An 18,318-nucleotide genomic window follows, 5' to 3' on the forward strand; every position below is an offset into this window, starting at 1 on the left:
GACATAATAGGTAGATTGATAACAATCTATCTATTATATGCAATCTTTTTATCTCATCGTTCAAATTTTTTTAGCACTGGCTTTCGGTTATTTCCTAGCACCCAAACTATCTCTAAATATCCGACAATTTATATTTAAAATACTGCCCTATTTTTCTTATATTCTTTTAGCTAGTGTAGCTTTTGAATTAACCTTGGCCCTTGACCAAATTGAGAATCCTTCTGCCATACTCCCACCCGCTATTATCATTGCTCTTACCACGTCTTTTGGTTCGTTCTTTACGTGTTTATTTGCTTATACAATTTTTGATAAACAAAGTGTTAAAGGCAAAATTTCCCTACAACTTTTTGTAAATGCTTTAAAGAATATTGCGAAGGCTTTTCTTGCACTAGGTGTCGGTGTTTTATTCGGCGCTATCGTTACTCAATTCACCTCTCATATCGCATTTAATAGCTGGTACTTGTTATTACTTTTTATTTTTTTAATTGGTATCGAACTTGCTTTCACCCACTTTAACCGCACATGGTTAAGCTGGAAAATTTTAATTGTACCCTTAGCTGCTTTTATAGGGTCATGTATAGCGGGCTTTTTAAATTACTATTTGCTCAACAAGCATTTTACACTTAATGAAACTTTAGCTTTAGCACAAGGCTATGGCTGGTATTCAATGTCAGGGATCCTATTTACGCAATTACATTCGGCAGAGTTGGGTGGAATTGCTTTATTAACTGACTTATTTAGAGAAATTGTTGCTATTTTTCTAATGTATACCATGGGTTGGCGTTTTCCACGCCCTGCTATCTCAAGTGCTGGTGCAACCTCAATGGATGTTACCTTAGCAATGGTAAAACAGTCATGTGGCACACATTATGTACCACATGCCATGATGAGCGGCTTATTATTAAGCCTACTCGCCCCGTTATTAATTAGCTTATTCCTAAATTTTTAGGCAATCGAAGCAAGAATAGACTTCAACATTTCTGTTGGCTTTTCTGCTTTAGTAATCGGTCGACCAATTACCAGATGCGTAGAGCCATCAAGCATAGCTTGCTTTGGAGTTACAATACGTTTTTGGTCGTCTGCATTAGAACCTTCTGGACGAATACCAGGTGTTACTAAAGAGAAGTCTTGCCCAATTAATTCACGAAGAATCTTAGCTTCTTGAGCTGAACAAACCACCCCATCCAAGCCACTTTCTTTCGTTAAATTAGCCAAGCGCTTTACATGCTCTACAGGTTCAACATCTAAACCAATATCTTTTAAATCTTCACGACCCATTGATGTGAGTACTGTCACAGCGATAAGTTGGGTTTGATAGTTACCCGCTTTTAAACGCTCCACACAGGTTTCCATCATTTTACGGCCACCTGAAGCGTGAACATTTACCATCCATACACCTAAATCAGCCGCTGCACATACTGCTTGAGCTGTAGTGTTTGGAATATCATGAAATTTAAGATCAAGAAAAACTTCAAAATTTTGTTCTTGCAGTTTTTTTACAACAGATGGGCCTTCATGAGTAAAAAGCTCTTTACCCACTTTTACACGACATAAAGCAGGATCAAGCTGTTCAACAATTTTTAAAGCGTCATATTGGCTTTTTGCATCTAACGCAACAATGATACTCAAGAGACTTTCTTCCATCCTATAAAATCAGCGTTATTATAATAGACAAATCATGAATGAATAAAGGAATGTAGAGAGCTGCTTTCCAAAATTAAAGCGATAAGAACAAAAGCGTTTATATTTAGAAGAATAAAAGAAGAGATAAAACTAGAGAGATACTACTCTTTACTCATTAATAAAGAGTAGTATGGGGATTATAGCGGAGTAGAGTTTTTATCCTGCGGATAAATATCTACAACAGTTTTTTCATGTCTTACATTCGCAGCTGCTTCAGCTGCCGCTAATTGAGCACTTTGGATTTGTTCTTTTCTCAAATGGTCAATATCTTTACGCAGGCGTTTAATTTCCCAACTTTTTTGGAATACTCTGAAAACTTGCACACCTAATAAAAGACCAACCACAGTTCCTAGTACTAATGTGAGTAGCAATAATAAGCCTAAACGCATAGCTGGAACTTGGGTAAATAACAAATCAACAGAAAGTTCTGTTGGATTCTGCAAAACAAGTGCTAAAGAATAGCCAAATACAACAATAAGCAATGCAATTAAAATATAACGCATAGGCACCCCGACTTATAAATTTTATTTATTTCCCAGATTCGTTTACTGCATCACGAAGGGCTTTTCCGGGTTTAAAATGTGGAACAGCTTTAGCTGCAACTTCAACTGATTTTCCTGTTTTAGGATTACGACCAACTCTTGGATCACGGTGGTGTAAAGCAAAGCTACCAAAACCACGGATTTCAATTCGATTATCAGTTGATAGTGCTTCTATCATCTGATCAATCATAATTTTAACCGCCTCTTCCACCAAGGGTTCAGCTAAGTGTGGGTTTTTTAGCGCAATGCGTTCAATCAAATCAGACTTATTAAGAGCTTCAGTAGTCATCTACGACCTCGTTATTTATTGCTACTCTATGTCGTTCGATAATAACCTGTTTAAATACAAAACGGTAGCGCAGTATGTTGAATACTAGGCTACCGTTTACAGTAATTTGTATAAAAAGTACAATTCCGTTACATGAAACTGTACTTTGTTAACTTATTACTTCATTTGTGCTTTGATCAAGTCACCAATAGTCTTAGGACCATTGTCTTGACTTGTAGTTGCTGTACGCAAGCTAGCAACTGCTTCTTTCTCTTCAGCTTCGTCTTTCGCTTTGATAGACAAGTTGATAGAGCGAGATTTACGATCAACGTTGATGATCTTCGCTTCAACTTCTTGACCAACTTCTAAGAATTTAGTCGCATCTTCTACGCGGTCACGGTTGATTTCAGAAGCTTTAAGAGTTGCTTCAACTTCGTCAGCTAACTTAACAGTTGCGCCACGAGCATCAACTGCAGTTACAGTACCTTTAACTAAAGCACCACGTTCGTTAGCAGCTAAGAAGTCATTGAACGGATCGCTGTTCAATTGCTTGATACCAAGGCTGATACGGTTACCTTCAGCGTCTACAGACAAGATAACAGCTTCAACAGTGTCACCTTTCTTGTAACGACGAATAGCTTCTTCACCTTGCTCGTTCCAAGAAATATCAGACAAGTGTACTAAACCGTCGATACCACCGTTCAAGCCAATGAAGATACCAAAGTCAGTGATAGACTTGATAGTACCAGATACTTTTTCGCCTTTCTCATGAGCTTTAGCAAACTCTTCCCATGGGTTAGCACGAGTTTGTTTGATACCAAGGCTAATACGACGACGTTCTTCATCAACTTCAAGAACCATAACATCAACTTCATCACCAATCTGAACAACTTTAGATGGGTGGATGTTTTTGTTAGTGTGGTCCATTTCAGAAACGTGAACTAAACCTTCAACGCCTTCAGCGATTTCAGCGAAACAACCGTAGTCAGTTAAGTTAGTTACGCGAGCTTTAACGATAGAACCTTTAGGGTAACGGCTCATGATCGCTAACCATGGATCTTCGCCTAATTGTTTAAGGCCTAAAGATACGCGGTTACGTTCACGGTCAAATTTAAGTACTTTAACAGTAACTTCTTGACCAACTTCAACAACTTCTGAAGGGTGCTTGATACGCTTCCAAGCCATATCTGTGATATGTAGAAGACCATCAATACCGCCAAGATCAACGAATGCACCGTAATCAGTAAGGTTTTTGATTGTACCTGTAACTGTTTGACCTTCTTCAAGTTGAGCAAGTAATGCTTCACGGTCAGCAGAAGATTCAGCTTCCATAACAGCACGACGAGATACAACAACGTTATTACGTTTAGCATCAAGTTTGATTACTTTGAACTCTAACTCTTTACCTTCAAGGTGAGTAGTGTCACGGATAGGACGAGTGTCAACTAATGAACCTGGCAAGAATGCACGAACAGGACCGATGTCAACAGTGAAACCGCCTTTAACTTTACCAGAGATAACACCAGTAACGATTTCGCCATCTTCAAAGATTTTTTCAAGTTTAGTCCAAGTTTCAGCACGCTTAGCTTTTTCACGTGATAAAACTGTTTGACCCATACCGTTGTCAAGAGCTTCAACAACTACGTCAACAGTATCACCAACCTGAACTTCAAGTTCACGTTGTTCATTTAAAAATTCAGCACGGTCAACAATGCCTTCAGACTTTAGGCCAGTGTCAACAGTTACCCAGTCGCTATCGATGTTTACAACAACACCTTGGATGACTGCACCCTTTTCAACGTTGAGGTTTAATTCACTTTCTTCAAAGAGGGCTGCAAAAGATTCGGTCATGATATACCTGATAAATTCAGCGGTCTTGGATCAGACAAGGCCGGTTTAGTTAAGTATCAACATAGTCTTTATAGACTGATCAAGCTATGCTTCAACTGATAATTCTATTTACTAAATAGTACGGCTATCGACATAATCAACCATTAACTTAAACACCTGATCGATCGTTAATTCCGAACTATCAATGATATAAGCATCTTTGGCTGGCTTGAGCGGAGCAACTTCTCGCTCCATATCTCTTTTGTCTCGTGCCTGTATATTAGCTAAAATGTCGTTTATTTTAGCATCTAGCCCCATACCCTGCAACTGTTTTACTCTTCGCTCAGCGCGCGACTCAGCCGAAGCTGTCAGATAAATTTTGGCATTGGCTTCTGGAAAGATAGATGTTGCCATATCACGGCCATCTGCAACTAAACCAGGACTTTGCGCAAAAGCTCTTTGTCTTTCAAATAGTGCCTGTCTAAGCTCTGGAACCACTGCAACTTTTGATGCGTACTCACCAACTCGTTCTGTACGAATTGTTTGAGATACATCTTCGCCATCCAAGAAGACCAAAATCCCTGAGGTAGACGTTTCAAATTTAATGTCCAGTTGACGTGCATATTGAATACATTCATCAAGCTGACTGTCTAATTTCTCTAATAAATCGTGTTTATGTAATGACAACCCTAATAAACGATATAAGGCACCCGAATCGAGTAAATGATATTGATAATGTGCTGCAAGTTTTGCGGCCAATGTTCCTTTACCCGAACCACTCGGACCATCAATAGTAATAATTTGAACTGTCATTGAACTCTCACTAAGAAGCAAATGCTTTAGCTAATCTCGAAAAGCCTAGTGTAATGGCTAGTTTTAGCTGTGCAAGGATTAATTTACTGACCACTGGCGCTTTTGCCGTTAACTCGATGCGGTATGTAACTAAAGTAATGTATGGTGTGATCTCAGAAAACTCGATTCTGCCTAAATGGTGTTTAATCAAAGGATTGTCTATTAATTTATACTCAATACTTTTATTTTCTTCCAACAATGTAATTTCTTCTTTAAGTGGCTTAATTGGACCAAATCCCATACGTCGAATTGAGCCTAAACCATCAGGTCTTTTAGAATCTGCGGAGTCTTTAACACGCACAACTTGTAAAGGTGCAAAAGCAGTATTGTAAGTTGAATGCTTAGAGAGCAAATTAAATACATCAGTAAGAGGAGCATTAAATTCTTTTTCTACGGTAATTACATTACGCATTGGATCGTCCTTATTAAATAGAATCATGACATTAAAACTGCGTTAGTTTGCCATAAGAGTATGTTAATTTTTAATCATTTAAGGACGTTTTTTGTTGTTTCTCTTGTTTCTTTTGCTCACGTCTTTGTTTAAAAAAATGGCTAAGCTGTTGTGCACATTTTTCTTGTAGACAACCATTCTGAAATGTAAACCTATGATTATAATAACCTTGCTGTAATAACTGACGCGCACTCACCAAAGAGCCTGCTTTAGGTTCTGGCGTACCAAAAACCACATGTTTAATTCTTGCATGTACGAGCGCACCTACACACATAGTACATGGCTCAAGAGTGACATATAAAGTCGTATCTTCAGGTAATCGATAATTTTCTAAAGAGGAACACGCTGCACGGATAGCTTGAATTTCTGCATGTGCAGTTGGATCTAATAAAGTAATTGGAGCATTATAACCAGATCCAATTACTCGATTTTGGCTCACCAGAACCGCTCCAACAGGTATCTCACCCTGCTGGGCGGCTAATTCAGCTTGCTCGTAAGCAAGCTGCATCCAGTATTCATCACTATATTCAGTCATTTAATTTAGGTGATCACACCGTGTTGTCTAAGTAAGGCATTCCAGCTATCAATTGAAGTTACTGGTGGACAATCAGCCAATATACCTCTCAAGCTTAGATCGTCACATGGTTTCCATTCAGGTGATAAATCTTTATCAACTAAGCGTGCGCGAACACCTTCCACAAAGTCAGGATGACGGATTTTCCACTCAGAAATCTGAGCCTCTAGATCAAAGACCTCATCCCATGAGTGAATTTGTTTGCCCCATTGCCACAGTAACCAAGTAATTGCCGCGGTACTAGGAGATCCTTTTTGCAAATTCTCACTCGCTTGACGTAACCAATCACTGCTCGCATCACGCAAGCTAACAATAGCTTGATAGTCTTGTTCAAAATTAAAACCACGGCAAACGCTATGAATTACATCAAGTGAGTTTTGCAATGGACCTGCCGCAACAGGACGGTGCAAACTATTTAAAGTATCATCAATTGCTCGAAAATCCCCTGCAGGATAATGAGCCCAATTAATATTTAAAACTTTTTGCAAAACATTATCACGCTGTGCTTCACAAATATGTGTTGCCCAACCGATGCTATACGCCCCAGCAGCAGTCATGATTGAACCAGTTAAACCCGTAAACAAACCTATTGGACCACGATCTGCCAAGAAACGGCTCGCACCAACGTCAGGATATAAACCAATATTAATTTCAGGCATTGCTAAACGTGAATATGGCGTCACTAAACGGAATGGTGCAGCCATAAACAAGCCTAAGCCACCGCCCATTACATAACCTTCTCCCCAAACCACAACCGGTTTAGCATAATTATGTAAAAGTAGATCTAAAGCATATTCCTGCTGGAAGAACTTATTTGCGGTATCGACTTCTTGATTTATAACAAGTTGGCGTAATTTTCTAACATCACCACCTGCACAAAAAGCTTTTGGTGTAGTTGAGTCTAACCAAATTGCTTTAACCTGTTCATCGTCACGGAAATCTTCAAATACACGCAATAATGCCGTTACGATTGATTCGTCTAAAGCATGTAACGATTTAGGACGATTCAAACGTACTATACGCCAGCCGTTTTTTGCTTCTTCAACCACCAAGTCCGGGTGATAGTTATTTACATTGGGAGAGTTCATCATGCGTCCAATTGCCAGTCTATGGGCTCAATGCCATGTTGTTTCAAATATTGATTTGTTTTTGAAAACACTTTGCATCCAAAAAATCCCCCTCTATTTGCAGCAAGAGGTGATGGATGTGCGGCTGTTAAAACCAAGTGTTTATCTCTATTTATACGTTGTCCTTTGCGCTGTGCATAAGCACCCCACAAAATAAATACTATATGTTGTCTCTGTTCATTTAGAACATCAATAACTTCATCAGTAAAGGCTTCCCAACCCTGCTTTTGATGTGAAGTCGGCTGTCCAGCCTCAACTGTAAGCACACTATTGAGTAAAAGCACGCCTTGTTTAGCCCATTTTGTTAAATCACCATGGCGAGGAGCCGGAATACCCAAATCTGTATGTAATTCATGAAAAATATTGCGCAAAGAGGGTGGTAATGCAATACCTTTTTGAACAGAGAAACTTAAACCATTCGCTTGGTTTGGTCCGTGATATGGATCTTGCCCTAAAATCACAACTTTCACATCAGCCAATGGTGTGGTATTTAAAGCATTAAAGATCTGTTTACTAGGTGGATATATTATTTTCTGAGCTTGTTTCTGTTGAAATAAGAAATCGCGCAAACTATCCATCTGAGGACTTAATAGAAAAGGTGCTAAAGATCTTTTCCAACTTTCTTCTAATTGAACTTTACTGAGTTTATCTTGCTGTTGCTCAGTTAATTGCATTAATGTCATCCTAGATCAATTTTCAATTCTACAAATAAAATAAGTAATTCGATTTATACTTCGACTTGCAAATCAACTTGAGGATTATTAAATTTAATCCCTTTTTTCAAGTTCTCATACATTTGTGGATTTGCCCACTCTATCTGAATTTGTTCTGAAAAAACAATTCCATTAAGACTTAAAATACCCATTTGTTCGTTTTGAATATCTTCAATAAAGCTTTGAGCATATCCAGTATCAGTCTCATGAACAATAACAGAATATACCTCAACGTCACCTTCCCCGTTTTGAGTGACTGTTGATTGTAAAACTTGCTGAGCTAGATAAAAGAAAATACGTGAAAACTGTTCAGCCGACGGTGAAACAGGTAAAGAAATCCAACGAGCACTAAAAGTCTGGCATGCATCAATATATTGAGAATCATCTTTTTCCCAAAAACAGATTGCGTGATCAAAGCTGTCGAATAGGTCTTTTATTACTCCTTTTAGGAGTCCAAAATCATAAACCATTTGCCCATGATCTAATTTCGAAGCTTTAAGCAATAACTCAACTTTATAGCTATGTCCATGAATTGATCGCTTACAACGATCCGATGTACAGTTACGTACAACATGTGCATTTTCAAACTTAAATAACTTACGAATTAACATGTGCCAAATCGATCATTCCTTCTAAGAACATTATTATAAAGCAAAAGACGAAAATTTCGCACCACTTTTCAATTAGAAACAATTAGCAAAAAGTATGATAAGACTGATGAAGAAATATTGAATATAAACATATAGAAAGTTTATATTTACTTTAACGTTTAACTTGAGAAAAATTTATAATTACAAACTTCAAAAAACATCTAAAGTAAATAAATCATAATTTTTCAATTAGTTAAAAGGCACCATATTTCTAGAATATACATAAACCTGCTTATCACTCCGCATCAAGGCACTTGTAAACTGTCTTTTCCTATTATTCAACACAACCTCAATTTGTGCTTGAAAAAAGTTCGACTTCACATCTAAAAGACTACTAACTTCAGTTTTCTTTTGCGCATCAACTGCTGAAAAAGCACTCAATTGCCATAATTCATCAATATTTTGAAAGAACTTTAAATTCTGTTGGCGTAATTGAAGTTCTTTTTCTATAGTCCCTAAATCTAATTTTTGATCAATACTCGCTAATACTAATGGTGATGCGGTATTAATATTCACTTTTGTATTTTCAGGTAATGCAGAAATGTATGGTGCAATTAAATCATATTTCTTGCCTTCAAAACCTCTTACCAATTTCAACTCTTCTATACGATGAAATTTAGCATTTGAAGCCAAATAGCCAGGGTCAAGTCCTTCATAATAGTTACTTTCTGCCCCCATAGGGCCGCTTGGTTCATCATCTGGATCTTGCCAATCAATAACTGCTTGACTTAACTCTGCTGGCAATCCTACACGCACAAGCAATCGCTCAAACCAATTTTTAGCAGCTTCGTTTACCTTGCCTTCATTGGTCGTTAAATTGTTTAGATTAAATTTTCCAGACTCATCTAGTAAGCGCCCCGATACGGCTCCATCTTCTATTGGGAAAGGTGGCATTGGCTGAGCCCAGCTTTCCTTTAAATGATCGATGCCACCAGCATTATTTGCATCTTGAATTAATAATTCAGAAAAAAAAGCTTCTGCACTTTTTGCATAGAGTAATGACTGATTTTGACGCATCAAATAACCTGTATTTTCCATCGTATTAGTTTGATGCTTTGCGATAGAGGCAGCTAAAATTGTAGCCAAAGCCACCATTATCAAAATTGTGAGTAACGCTACACCTTGCTGATTTTTTTTATAGAGTAACATTTATTGACCTCCCTGTTTGGAGAGCGATAAGTCCCCTTGGTTTAAGCTATAAATCCACTCATAACTTACACCTGCAACCGTGAGTTGCATTTTTATTCCTTTTGGCAACTTCCTAAATTCATCAGGTTTTGTAGGGTCAATATTAACTTCAGGCCACTTTGTTACTTCTTGAGGTGTCAAAACCATAATTTGAAATTGTTCAACTTGGCTCAACAGCGTACTTGATAAGGGTTGCTCTCTATTTAAAGTATTTAAGTTACTATATTTAAGGCGATAAAGCTTTTTTTGATCAGGATCATATCGATATTCGATACGCTCAAAAGGTGATAATCCTTGCTTTAATGGATCAGTAACACCCGCCTTACTAAAGCGGAGAACTTGATTATCAATCTCTAAAGCTGGACGTAATTGCCCGCCTTGATTGGCTGATAAAGGTATAATTTGCAATGTATCACGCAAAACTTGTTGATAAGCATCTTGTAATTCAAATAGCTGCACTTCATGTTGAGTATTACGATCGCGAACTTTTAATAAATAGTCAAAAACCTTCCAACCCAACAAAGATAAAATAGCAAAAATTGCAATTGAAACTAAAAGCTCAACTAAAGTAAATCCTGAGGCACGAGTTAATCGAGCACTGCTCGATCGTGTCGCAAGATGAGAAACTATGTTTCGAGTGTGAGAGTCTTTAAAGCAATGCTTTGTCTGAGCGGAAGACGAAGAGCTTTGCTCGGAGTAACCCCTCATCATCTGCTCCGATCGTACCGCAAGAGGTGAAGCTGAGCTTGGAGAGCGAAAACTTTTATTCTTTATCATTATTTTGCTTTCATTGGATAATTAAAAAATACCAAGTGAGTAATACCATTTTGAACTTTGCCCTTATCTGAATCATATAAGCTAATTTGTAAATCTACTTTCTGAACATTCGGGCTAATTGTAGATTGTGCAGATTTGTCAATCTGCCAAGTTTCGCCTTGAGAAGTAATTTGCTTACTTTGAGTACCTTCAAGCCATTCCTGATTTATCTCCATTAAAGCAACTTCATTCATTGCCACAAACTGAGCTTTTGTTCTAAGAATTGCATTTGAGGTAGATTGAGTATATTGCATGGCTACTTTAGTTAACGCGACAGCCGCTACTGCAAAAATTGCTAAAGCAACCATTACTTCTAATAGAGTAAAACCTTTAGATTTCATTTATTTTACCCAAATGATCAATTTGTATTTCTGAACCAATTGGTTTTTGTTCAAAGTAAAACTGTATTTTCACAGTTTTAGCTTCACCGTTACCGAACCAGATTAACTGGGGAGCCTGCCCTCCAATTAAATCGGTATTCGTAGCTTTTGAATAGTTTTGCTCATCTAAAGGTTGTATTGTAAACGATACATGTTTAGGCAACTGACGTATATTAAACTCAGAATATTTCTGCCAGCGATTTTTTAAATCTTGGACCTGTAATTTACTCTGGTCGTGATACTCATACAATTCATAAGAAAATGGTGAAACATCTGTTTCACTGAGAGTAGATAAAGCTAAAACACGAGACTGATCAAGCGACTCTTTACCAATCTTATGCATATCAAGCAAAAATAACTCTCTTGCTTGCATCGCTTTCTTTTGGTCAACCCCACCTATGTTGAGTACAACTAGAGAGGTCATAATCGTCATAATAACAATCACCACCATCACTTCTATGAGAGTAAAACCTTTTTGGGATTTAAGTGGTGATTGAGATTTCATATCGACCTAAGCATATTGCTCAATAGCTTGTTTAGGTAAGGCTAAAGCCTGATCAATATAAGCCACTCTTAAAGTGTCTCTTGAACCTAAATATCGTTGATAAAAACTTGAATTGAGAATAGCTGCTGCACCATGAGTTAATGACCAAATAGAAGCAAGATAATCTCGTGTAGGCATATTGCTTTGAATAGATTCCAGGTAATGGTCAGTCATCCGAATGATAATTCGCAATCTCTGTTTACGCACTTGATAAAGTTCATGAAAAAGATGATGAACGCCTTGAGCAGTGATTGAGAGTTTTTCTTCAATTTGATGAAATAAAACTGTTCGTTCAGGATGATGTAAATGATGCAACATGAAAAAGGCTAAATGCTCTGGAAAGGCTTTTTCAGTATCTTGAACCATTTCAAGTAACATACGCTCATTACGAATAATCAACAGCATGTACAACTCATCTTTACTTTGAAAGTGTTTGTACAAAGTTCCTTTTGCTAAATCAAGCTCAGCAGCCAAGACATCGAGTGTCATTCCGGCTTCGCCATTTTCTAGCAATAATTGTTCCGCAACCTGAAATATTAATACTTCTCTTGCTCGGAACTGAGCCTGACGATCCATCTTCACGCAATTACTCTCTTATATAGTTTCTATAACCTAAATCGCTTTTAGCAAGTTCTCAAAATTTTGTGAGGTGATCATTGCAATTTCCTCAACCGATTTATCATATACATCACTGAGCGCTTTGGCTACATAAGGCACATATTTTGGTTCATTTGTTTTACCACGATATGGGACAGGTGCTAAATACGGGCTATCTGTTTCAATTAAAAGGCGATCTAGTGGGACCTGTTTAGCTACATCGCGTAAATCTTGAGCATTTTTAAATGACACAATACCGGAAAAAGAAATGTAATAACCACAATCAAGCACAGCTTTAGCAGTTTCCCAATCTTCAGTAAAACAATGCAGAATCCCATGTGTTGAGTGTTCAGCACGGATAATATCTACCGTATCATGCTTTGCTGATCGGGTATGAACCACAACTGGTTTATTTACAATTTTTGAAGCTTGGATATGTCTTGCAAAACATGTCTTTTGCTCTTCAATAAAATCTGTACTGTGATAATAGTCCAGTCCTGTTTCACCTAAAGCCCATACTTTTTCTGATTGAGCCAATTCAACCAAATATTCGGTTGTTGCACGTGCCATTGTGTCCACATCCTCACAAGGGTGTACACCTACCGTATAACCAACATCTGCATGTTTCTTTGCAATCTCAGATAGTGCAATATGGTCATCGAGATCAACGGAAATTGCCATAAACTTAGACACTCCTTCTGCTCGCGCCGCTGCAAGCGCAAGGTCCAGATCACCGTTATAAGGCGTTAAATCTAACATCGTTAAATGGCAATGCGTATCAACAAACACTTTTCTTTCCTATTTAATTACATCGTATAACTTGGACGGTCTAGAGACATACTACCAGCCAAAACTCGTTCTGCCTCAGTTTTATAGTAAATCCCCTTATCTCCACTTAACTGAATAGCAAAACCTTGAGGTTTAAATCCACTTTGCTTATGGGAGATCCAGATTACTCTGCCTGTTAAAGGAATTTTTTGAGACTGCTCAGGCAAAGTCGCTAAAATGAAAATTTCTTGCCCCATCTTTACCTTTTGTTTTGATGGTACGAATAGACCTCCACCTTGCACATACCCCATATAGCTTGCTTGCAAAGTAACTTTATCAGGAATATTTACCTGAATAATCCCCCCCATCTGCGGCTGCATAGTTTTCCCCTTAAATATTCATTAACGTTATAAATAATTGATCTATAATAAGTTGACTTTGTACATTTTGCTCAACAAGCTTTTTTGCTTGCTGTAATTCACTATAAATATTAAATAAGCTTTCTAAATCATAATATGGGCTTAACTGATCAAAATCTAAATCAGTATTTTTCTGTGGTTGGTTTAGCTTGACACAAATTAAATCACCCAACAAGTATTCAAAAAGCATTATAAAATCATTAAAACTTAATTCTTTTTGCCATTTGCCTGAGAAAAATAAAGGCATATTTTTTTGAGCAACAATTTTAAGCCAATCATTTAAGAAAACTTGCCTTTTCGCAAACCAGTCACTTTGAGCAATTTCTATTGCTTGTAAAGGCATATCATTAGATAAGCCAAGCAGTAAATCAGGCTGCACTTCCGCAAGTTCAGATAAATGCTCATTCAAATAAGAAGTAGCTTGCTCATATGAAATACGATCTAAAGCGAAATGTTGCAATCGGCTACGAATAGTGGCCGGTAGTTTAAGATAGTGATCAGCTAATAAAATTAAAACAACACGCTCGCCTGGTTCTTCTAAAGTCTTTAGCAAAGCATTTGAAGATGCCAAATTAAGTGCTTCTGCAGGCTCAATCACAATAACGCGCCAACCTTCCCCCGTTTGTTGTACGAAAGGTAGTAAGTCACGGATCTTTTCTATTTTAATTTTTGCATTCTGTTTTTTATTTTCTTCATCCGTTGTGATATGAACATAATTGGGGTGAGTGTCTGATTTTAACCATTGACAACTACTACATTCACCACAAGCTCCCTGCGGCTGCTTATTTAAACAAAGTACCCATGCCAAAAACTGCTTAGCAAAAGCATGTTTTCCACAACCTTGCTTGCCGTAAAACAAGAGACCATGTCCAATATTGGGAAACCTTGTAGTCAAGGTGTCCCATGTTGTTTGCTGCCAAGGATAGACCTTTGAAGTTACATTCGGATTCATTAAAAATTAACGCTTATTCAAAAGATTCAACAGGCATGTTATTTAAGCGATCAAGATCAGCTTGTGTGTCCACACCGGGTGGTAAATTTGCTTCGGCTACCGCAATTGCAATTCGATGACCATTTTCCAAAACACGTAGTTGTTCAAGGCTCTCTAACTTTTCAAGCTTCCCCATATCCCATGTTACGTATTCTTGTAATAAGTTCACTCGATAAGCATATAAACCTAAATGACGAAATGCTTGTGAATGTAAAGTCGGTTCATCATGCTTAGCCCCATCTCGATCATAAGGAATGGTAGCCCGGCTAAAATATAAGGCTTCATTTTGTTTAGACATGACTACTTTTACAATACTGTCACGCTGGAACTCATCTAAGGTATGAATCGGCTCACACAATGTAGACATTGAACAATTTGGTTTATCAACCAAAAGTTCTGCAACTTGCTGAACAAGTTGAGCTGGTAATAAAGGTTCATCACCTTGAACATTTACAATAATATCGTCTGCATCCCAACCCTTAATGCGAGCCACCTCACTTAAACGGTCTGTACCCGAAGGATGATCAGCGCTGGTAAGAACTACATCAATTCCATCTGCACGGCAGATCTCAGCAATACGTTCGTCATCTGTTGCCACGCATAAATCATCAAAACCTTCCACTTTTTTTGCCTGATCCACTACACGTAAAATCATAGGACGGTTATGAATAAGCAACAATGGTTTACCTGGCAAACGCGAACTTGAGAAGCGTGCTGGAATGACGATGTGTTTCATTTTTTCTTCCTAAGATAATTGAATATCAAGTTCTTGCAATTGCATTTTTAAAACCTGATAACACTGTGTAGACAGGACAGCTTTAACAGGAACTACCCAAATAGATTGTTTAAAATCAGGATGTTTTTCAAGTAACGGTAATAGTTTAACTGCATCTTTTTCAGTTGTAATAAGTGGCAGCTCATCATTAAAAATTAAATCATTGATTGTGTAATCATGATGATCTTGAAAGGCATGCTCTTGGAATTGCTTCAACCCTAGATCTTTAAGGGTTTGATAAAACCGTTGAGGAAAGCCAATACCAACTACAGCATGATAATTATTCTCAAGATTAAAGCTTGGTTTAGAATTAGATAAAGGGTTAAGTAAATATGGCTGTCCTGTCTCGAGATACATGTTTAATTCTGTAGCAGGTTTATGAGTATGCTCAATCACTGTTCCAGTTTCTAAACGTTCAACAGGCTCTCGCAGATAACCTTCAGGTAATAGTTTTTTATTCCCTAAACCACGATTTTGATCCAGTACAATCCACTCGATCTGTCGATCCAATGCCCAATGCTGCAACCCATCATCACTAATAATCAAATCTATTTCTGATGACTCAAGCAATAACTCTATTGCAGCCTGTCTATTGGGACCTACCGCCATTGGTACACTTGTAGCCTGAACAATTAATGCTGGCTCATCCCCAGCCTGAGTTACTTGGGCACCCGAGGTAACCAGCATTGGAAAAGGACCATTACCCCCATATCCCCGACTAATTACCCCCACTTTTACATTATGCTGCTGTAGATAATTCACCAGTTGTATTAGCAAGGGAGTTTTTCCACTTCCACCTACTGTGATATTACCTATAACCATCACAGGTACAGGCGCTTTATAAACTTGCTTAAAACCTGAATTATAAAGATTACGATTTAGTAAAAACCCAGCCCGATACAAACAAGACAATGGACGTAAAACAATCAACCAAATCGATTGTTTATTCCATGCATTCTGGATCAGCTGGACTAATGACATGCTTAGTTATCCTCGAAATTACGCTGATGTAATTGATAATAAGCACCATGTTTTGCGAGGAGTTCTTGATGAGTACCTTGTTCAACAATTTGTCCTTGATCCATCACTACAATACGGTCAGCATTTTCAATTGTTGATAAACGGTGAGCAATGACAATCGTAGTGCGGTCTTGCATCGCTTCATCAAATGCTTGCTGAATAAAATGTTCAGATTCATTATCAAGGGCACTTGTAGCTTCATCTAAAATTAATATTGGAGCATTCTTTAAAATTGCTCGAGCAATAGCAATTCGCTGACGCTGACCACCGGATAAGTTTAAGCCCTGTGCCCCTAAAACAGTATCATAACCATTTGGTAAATTCATAATGAAGTCATGTGCATATGCAGCTTTTGCAGCAGCATGAACTTCCTCATCTGAAGCACCTTGCAACTGACCATACGCAATGTTTTCACGAACAGTACGGTTAAATAATACAACTTGCTGATTTACCATTGCGATTTGTGTACGCAGACAAGAAAGTTCAATGTCATTAATTGGCAAACCATCTAAGTAAATTTGCCCACTTGATAGTTCTTGGAAACGAACCAACATATTAACCAATGAACTCTTACCAGCACCTGAACGACCAACTAACGCTACGGTTTGACCTGGAAGAATATCTAAAGAAAAATCTTTAATAGCCTTCACGCCATCAGCATAATTTAATGCCACATGATCAAAACGAATCGCACCATTTAGTTTAGGTTTCAACTGACCGTTATTTTGCTCTTCAGGTAAATCTAATAGTTCAAAAACAGAATGAGCTGCCGCCAAACCACGTTGTAACTTTTCATTAACATCAGTCAGATTTTTTACTGGTTTTGCTAATAAACCAGCAGCTGTAATATAGGCTACGAACTCACCCGCACTTGTATTACCTAAAATCTGCGGTCGTAAAGCTAACCATACAATAAGGGCCATCGCACAAGCCATTACTACCTGAACCACAGGGCTATTCAGGTTTTGTACAATTACCATTTTTAAACCACGTTTTAAGTTTTCTTCCGATGACTTATAGAATCGTTCTTGTTCAGACTCTTCACCAGCAAAAGTTTTTACTACAGCATTACCATTGATACTCTCTTGAACAACGTGGTTCACGTCACCCATCGTATCTTGAACCTGTAATGAGAGTTTTCGCATACGTTTTGAAGCTTTACGTACCAATACACCAATTACAGGTAAAAATACAAAAATGCATAGCGTAAGACGCCAATTGGTATAAAACAGGTAGCCTAACAGTCCCAGAGTAATCATCCCATCCCTAACAATGGTTCTTAATGACTCCGAAGAAGCTGCCGTTAGCTGCTCAACGTTATACATAATCTTGGCAGTAATATGGCCAGATGAATTATCGAGGTAATATTGTGCCGGTAGTCTTAAAAGTTTGGCATAAACTTCTTGGCGAATACTAAAAACCAAACTACGTGAAATCACCGCAGTATAGTAACCTCCCATAAAAAGGCCTAAACCACGGAAAAAAACCAATAAAATGATTAATAATGGGAACCAATCCAAATCACCTCTACTGCCATTTTGGATTGCATCAATAATAAATTTAATCAATTTAGCAACGGAGACTTCTGTTGCTGAGTTAATACCGAACCCGATAAGAACTAATAAGGCCACGCCCCAATAAGGTTTTAAATAGGCTATGAGACGCAAATAAACCTTAAAATCTTGATTCACTCAGAAAAACCTCTAGAAGGAACTTTGGTACTAATATTGATGTTAACAAAACCGAGTTGTCCTGCTACATCCATAACGCGAATTACATCCTGATGAGACGCTTTGGCATCCGCAGCAATGATGAACATAAAATCACGGCGCTCTTGAGCAACTTGCTTAATCGCAGTACTCAGATCAGCAACCTCTTTAGACGAAAGTGCCTGACCATTTACAGCATAATGACCAGAAGAGTCTACCACGACTTCAATTTTGTGATCGTACTGTTTTGGTGGAACACCTTGTGCATCTGGTAACGTTAAATTGAGGCGACTTGGCTGATTAAAAGTAGTCGATAGTAATAAAAAAACCAAAATGAACAACAAACAGTCAATCATAGGCGTTAAATTGATATGAATGTCTTCAACCTGAGAACGTTTAAATTTCATCTGGCTATTCACCC

At 37.9% G+C, this 18,318-nt stretch carries 23 protein-coding genes; 1 reads left to right on the forward strand and 22 read right to left on the reverse strand.

Features of this window, described 5'->3' with window-relative positions:
* Positions 1 to 37 precede the first annotated feature (37 nt).
* A complete protein-coding gene (locus tag AC52J8_RS09850) occupies positions 38 to 949 on the forward strand; it encodes a LysO family transporter (RefSeq protein WP_086398949.1) in 912 nt (303 codons plus the stop codon).
* On the opposite strand, the gene pyrF is transcribed toward AC52J8_RS09850, so the two are convergent.
* The 22 genes from pyrF to AC52J8_RS09960 all read right to left on the reverse strand — a co-directional run bounded on the left by pyrF (position 946) and on the right by AC52J8_RS09960 (position 18,304).
* Entirely contained in the window at positions 946 to 1,644 is a 699-nt protein-coding gene (gene pyrF, locus AC52J8_RS09855) for an orotidine-5'-phosphate decarboxylase (RefSeq protein WP_025466022.1), read from the reverse strand. The two genes, AC52J8_RS09850 and pyrF, sit on opposite strands and share 4 nt — an antisense overlap.
* A 176-nt stretch (positions 1,645 to 1,820) precedes the next feature.
* On the reverse strand, positions 1,821 to 2,186 hold the full coding sequence (locus tag AC52J8_RS09860) for a lipopolysaccharide assembly protein LapA domain-containing protein (protein WP_033849878.1): 366 nt from the start codon (positions 2,184 to 2,186) through the stop codon (positions 1,821 to 1,823).
* A 25-nt stretch (positions 2,187 to 2,211) separates the two neighbouring features.
* On the reverse strand, positions 2,212 to 2,514 hold the full coding sequence (locus AC52J8_RS09865; RefSeq protein WP_002121337.1) for an integration host factor subunit beta: 303 nt from the start codon (positions 2,512 to 2,514) through the stop codon (positions 2,212 to 2,214).
* 156 nt (positions 2,515 to 2,670) lie between these two features.
* The gene (rpsA, locus tag AC52J8_RS09870; protein ID WP_002121348.1) at positions 2,671 to 4,344 is read right to left on the reverse strand and encodes a 30S ribosomal protein S1; all 1,674 of its coding nucleotides are present in this window, start codon (positions 4,342 to 4,344) and stop codon (positions 2,671 to 2,673) included.
* A gap of 111 nt (positions 4,345 to 4,455) precedes the next feature.
* Positions 4,456 to 5,136 (reverse strand): (d)CMP kinase, encoded by a 681-nt coding sequence (cmk, locus tag AC52J8_RS09875; protein WP_005069521.1) that lies wholly within the window; start codon positions 5,134 to 5,136, stop codon positions 4,456 to 4,458.
* 10 nt (positions 5,137 to 5,146) lie between these two features.
* Entirely contained in the window at positions 5,147 to 5,587 is a 441-nt protein-coding gene (locus tag AC52J8_RS09880; RefSeq protein WP_014206600.1) for an SRPBCC family protein, read from the reverse strand.
* Positions 5,588 to 5,657: 70 nt separating this feature from the next.
* On the reverse strand, positions 5,658 to 6,161 hold the full coding sequence (tadA, locus tag AC52J8_RS09885) for a tRNA adenosine(34) deaminase TadA (RefSeq protein ID WP_002121378.1): 504 nt from the start codon (positions 6,159 to 6,161) through the stop codon (positions 5,658 to 5,660).
* Between the two features lie 5 nt (positions 6,162 to 6,166).
* A complete protein-coding gene (locus AC52J8_RS09890) occupies positions 6,167 to 7,291 on the reverse strand; it encodes an enoyl-CoA hydratase/isomerase family protein (RefSeq protein WP_014206599.1) in 1,125 nt (374 codons plus the stop codon).
* Positions 7,288 to 8,001, reverse strand: a complete 714-nt coding sequence (gene ung / locus AC52J8_RS09895) for a uracil-DNA glycosylase (protein ID WP_017399503.1) — start codon at positions 7,999 to 8,001, stop codon at positions 7,288 to 7,290. Before ung ends, AC52J8_RS09890 begins: the two co-directional genes overlap by 4 nt.
* A gap of 53 nt (positions 8,002 to 8,054) precedes the next feature.
* A complete protein-coding gene (locus AC52J8_RS09900; RefSeq protein ID WP_017399502.1) occupies positions 8,055 to 8,651 on the reverse strand; it encodes a 6-pyruvoyl trahydropterin synthase family protein in 597 nt (198 codons plus the stop codon).
* Positions 8,652 to 8,879: 228 nt separating this feature from the next.
* Positions 8,880 to 9,839 (reverse strand): type II secretion system minor pseudopilin GspK, encoded by a 960-nt coding sequence (gspK, locus tag AC52J8_RS09905; protein ID WP_086398948.1) that lies wholly within the window; start codon positions 9,837 to 9,839, stop codon positions 8,880 to 8,882.
* On the reverse strand, positions 9,840 to 10,655 hold the full coding sequence (gene gspJ, locus AC52J8_RS09910; protein ID WP_069035668.1) for a type II secretion system minor pseudopilin GspJ: 816 nt from the start codon (positions 10,653 to 10,655) through the stop codon (positions 9,840 to 9,842).
* A complete protein-coding gene (gene gspI, locus AC52J8_RS09915; RefSeq protein ID WP_017482272.1) occupies positions 10,655 to 11,035 on the reverse strand; it encodes a type II secretion system minor pseudopilin GspI in 381 nt (126 codons plus the stop codon). Before gspI ends, gspJ begins: the two co-directional genes overlap by 1 nt.
* Positions 11,025 to 11,579 carry a type II secretion system protein gene (locus AC52J8_RS09920; protein WP_086398947.1) on the reverse strand — a complete coding sequence of 185 codons (555 nt, stop codon included), beginning with the start codon at positions 11,577 to 11,579 and terminating at the stop codon, positions 11,025 to 11,027. The genes gspI and AC52J8_RS09920 overlap by 11 nt, the downstream gene beginning before the upstream one ends.
* Positions 11,580 to 11,585: 6 nt before the next feature.
* Complete coding sequence (locus AC52J8_RS09925; RefSeq protein WP_057085321.1) at positions 11,586 to 12,194, reverse strand: TetR/AcrR family transcriptional regulator; 609 nt, start codon at positions 12,192 to 12,194, stop codon at positions 11,586 to 11,588.
* A gap of 36 nt (positions 12,195 to 12,230) precedes the next feature.
* On the reverse strand, positions 12,231 to 13,004 hold the full coding sequence (locus tag AC52J8_RS09930) for a TatD family hydrolase (RefSeq protein ID WP_086398946.1): 774 nt from the start codon (positions 13,002 to 13,004) through the stop codon (positions 12,231 to 12,233).
* Between the two features lie 17 nt (positions 13,005 to 13,021).
* Entirely contained in the window at positions 13,022 to 13,363 is a 342-nt protein-coding gene (locus tag AC52J8_RS09935) for a PilZ domain-containing protein (RefSeq protein ID WP_064784079.1), read from the reverse strand.
* Positions 13,364 to 13,373: 10 nt separating this feature from the next.
* Positions 13,374 to 14,354, reverse strand: coding sequence for a DNA polymerase III delta subunit-related protein (locus tag AC52J8_RS09940; RefSeq protein ID WP_068566161.1), 981 nt, complete (start codon positions 14,352 to 14,354; stop codon positions 13,374 to 13,376).
* 13 nt (positions 14,355 to 14,367) lie between these two features.
* Entirely contained in the window at positions 14,368 to 15,129 is a 762-nt protein-coding gene (kdsB, locus tag AC52J8_RS09945; protein ID WP_086398945.1) for a 3-deoxy-manno-octulosonate cytidylyltransferase, read from the reverse strand.
* Positions 15,130 to 15,138: 9 nt separating this feature from the next.
* Positions 15,139 to 16,149, reverse strand: coding sequence for a tetraacyldisaccharide 4'-kinase (gene lpxK, locus AC52J8_RS09950; RefSeq protein ID WP_086398944.1), 1,011 nt, complete (start codon positions 16,147 to 16,149; stop codon positions 15,139 to 15,141).
* 2 nt (positions 16,150 to 16,151) lie between these two features.
* Positions 16,152 to 17,879: a lipid A export permease/ATP-binding protein MsbA gene (msbA, locus tag AC52J8_RS09955; protein ID WP_208753213.1), complete on the reverse strand. Its 1,728-nt coding sequence runs from the start codon at positions 17,877 to 17,879 to the stop codon at positions 16,152 to 16,154.
* On the reverse strand, positions 17,876 to 18,304 hold the full coding sequence (locus AC52J8_RS09960) for an ExbD/TolR family protein (RefSeq protein WP_005069548.1): 429 nt from the start codon (positions 18,302 to 18,304) through the stop codon (positions 17,876 to 17,878). The genes msbA and AC52J8_RS09960 overlap by 4 nt, the downstream gene beginning before the upstream one ends.
* Positions 18,305 to 18,318: the final 14 nt, after the last annotated feature.

It is taken from the genome of Acinetobacter sp. S-1, from assembly GCF_059579785.1.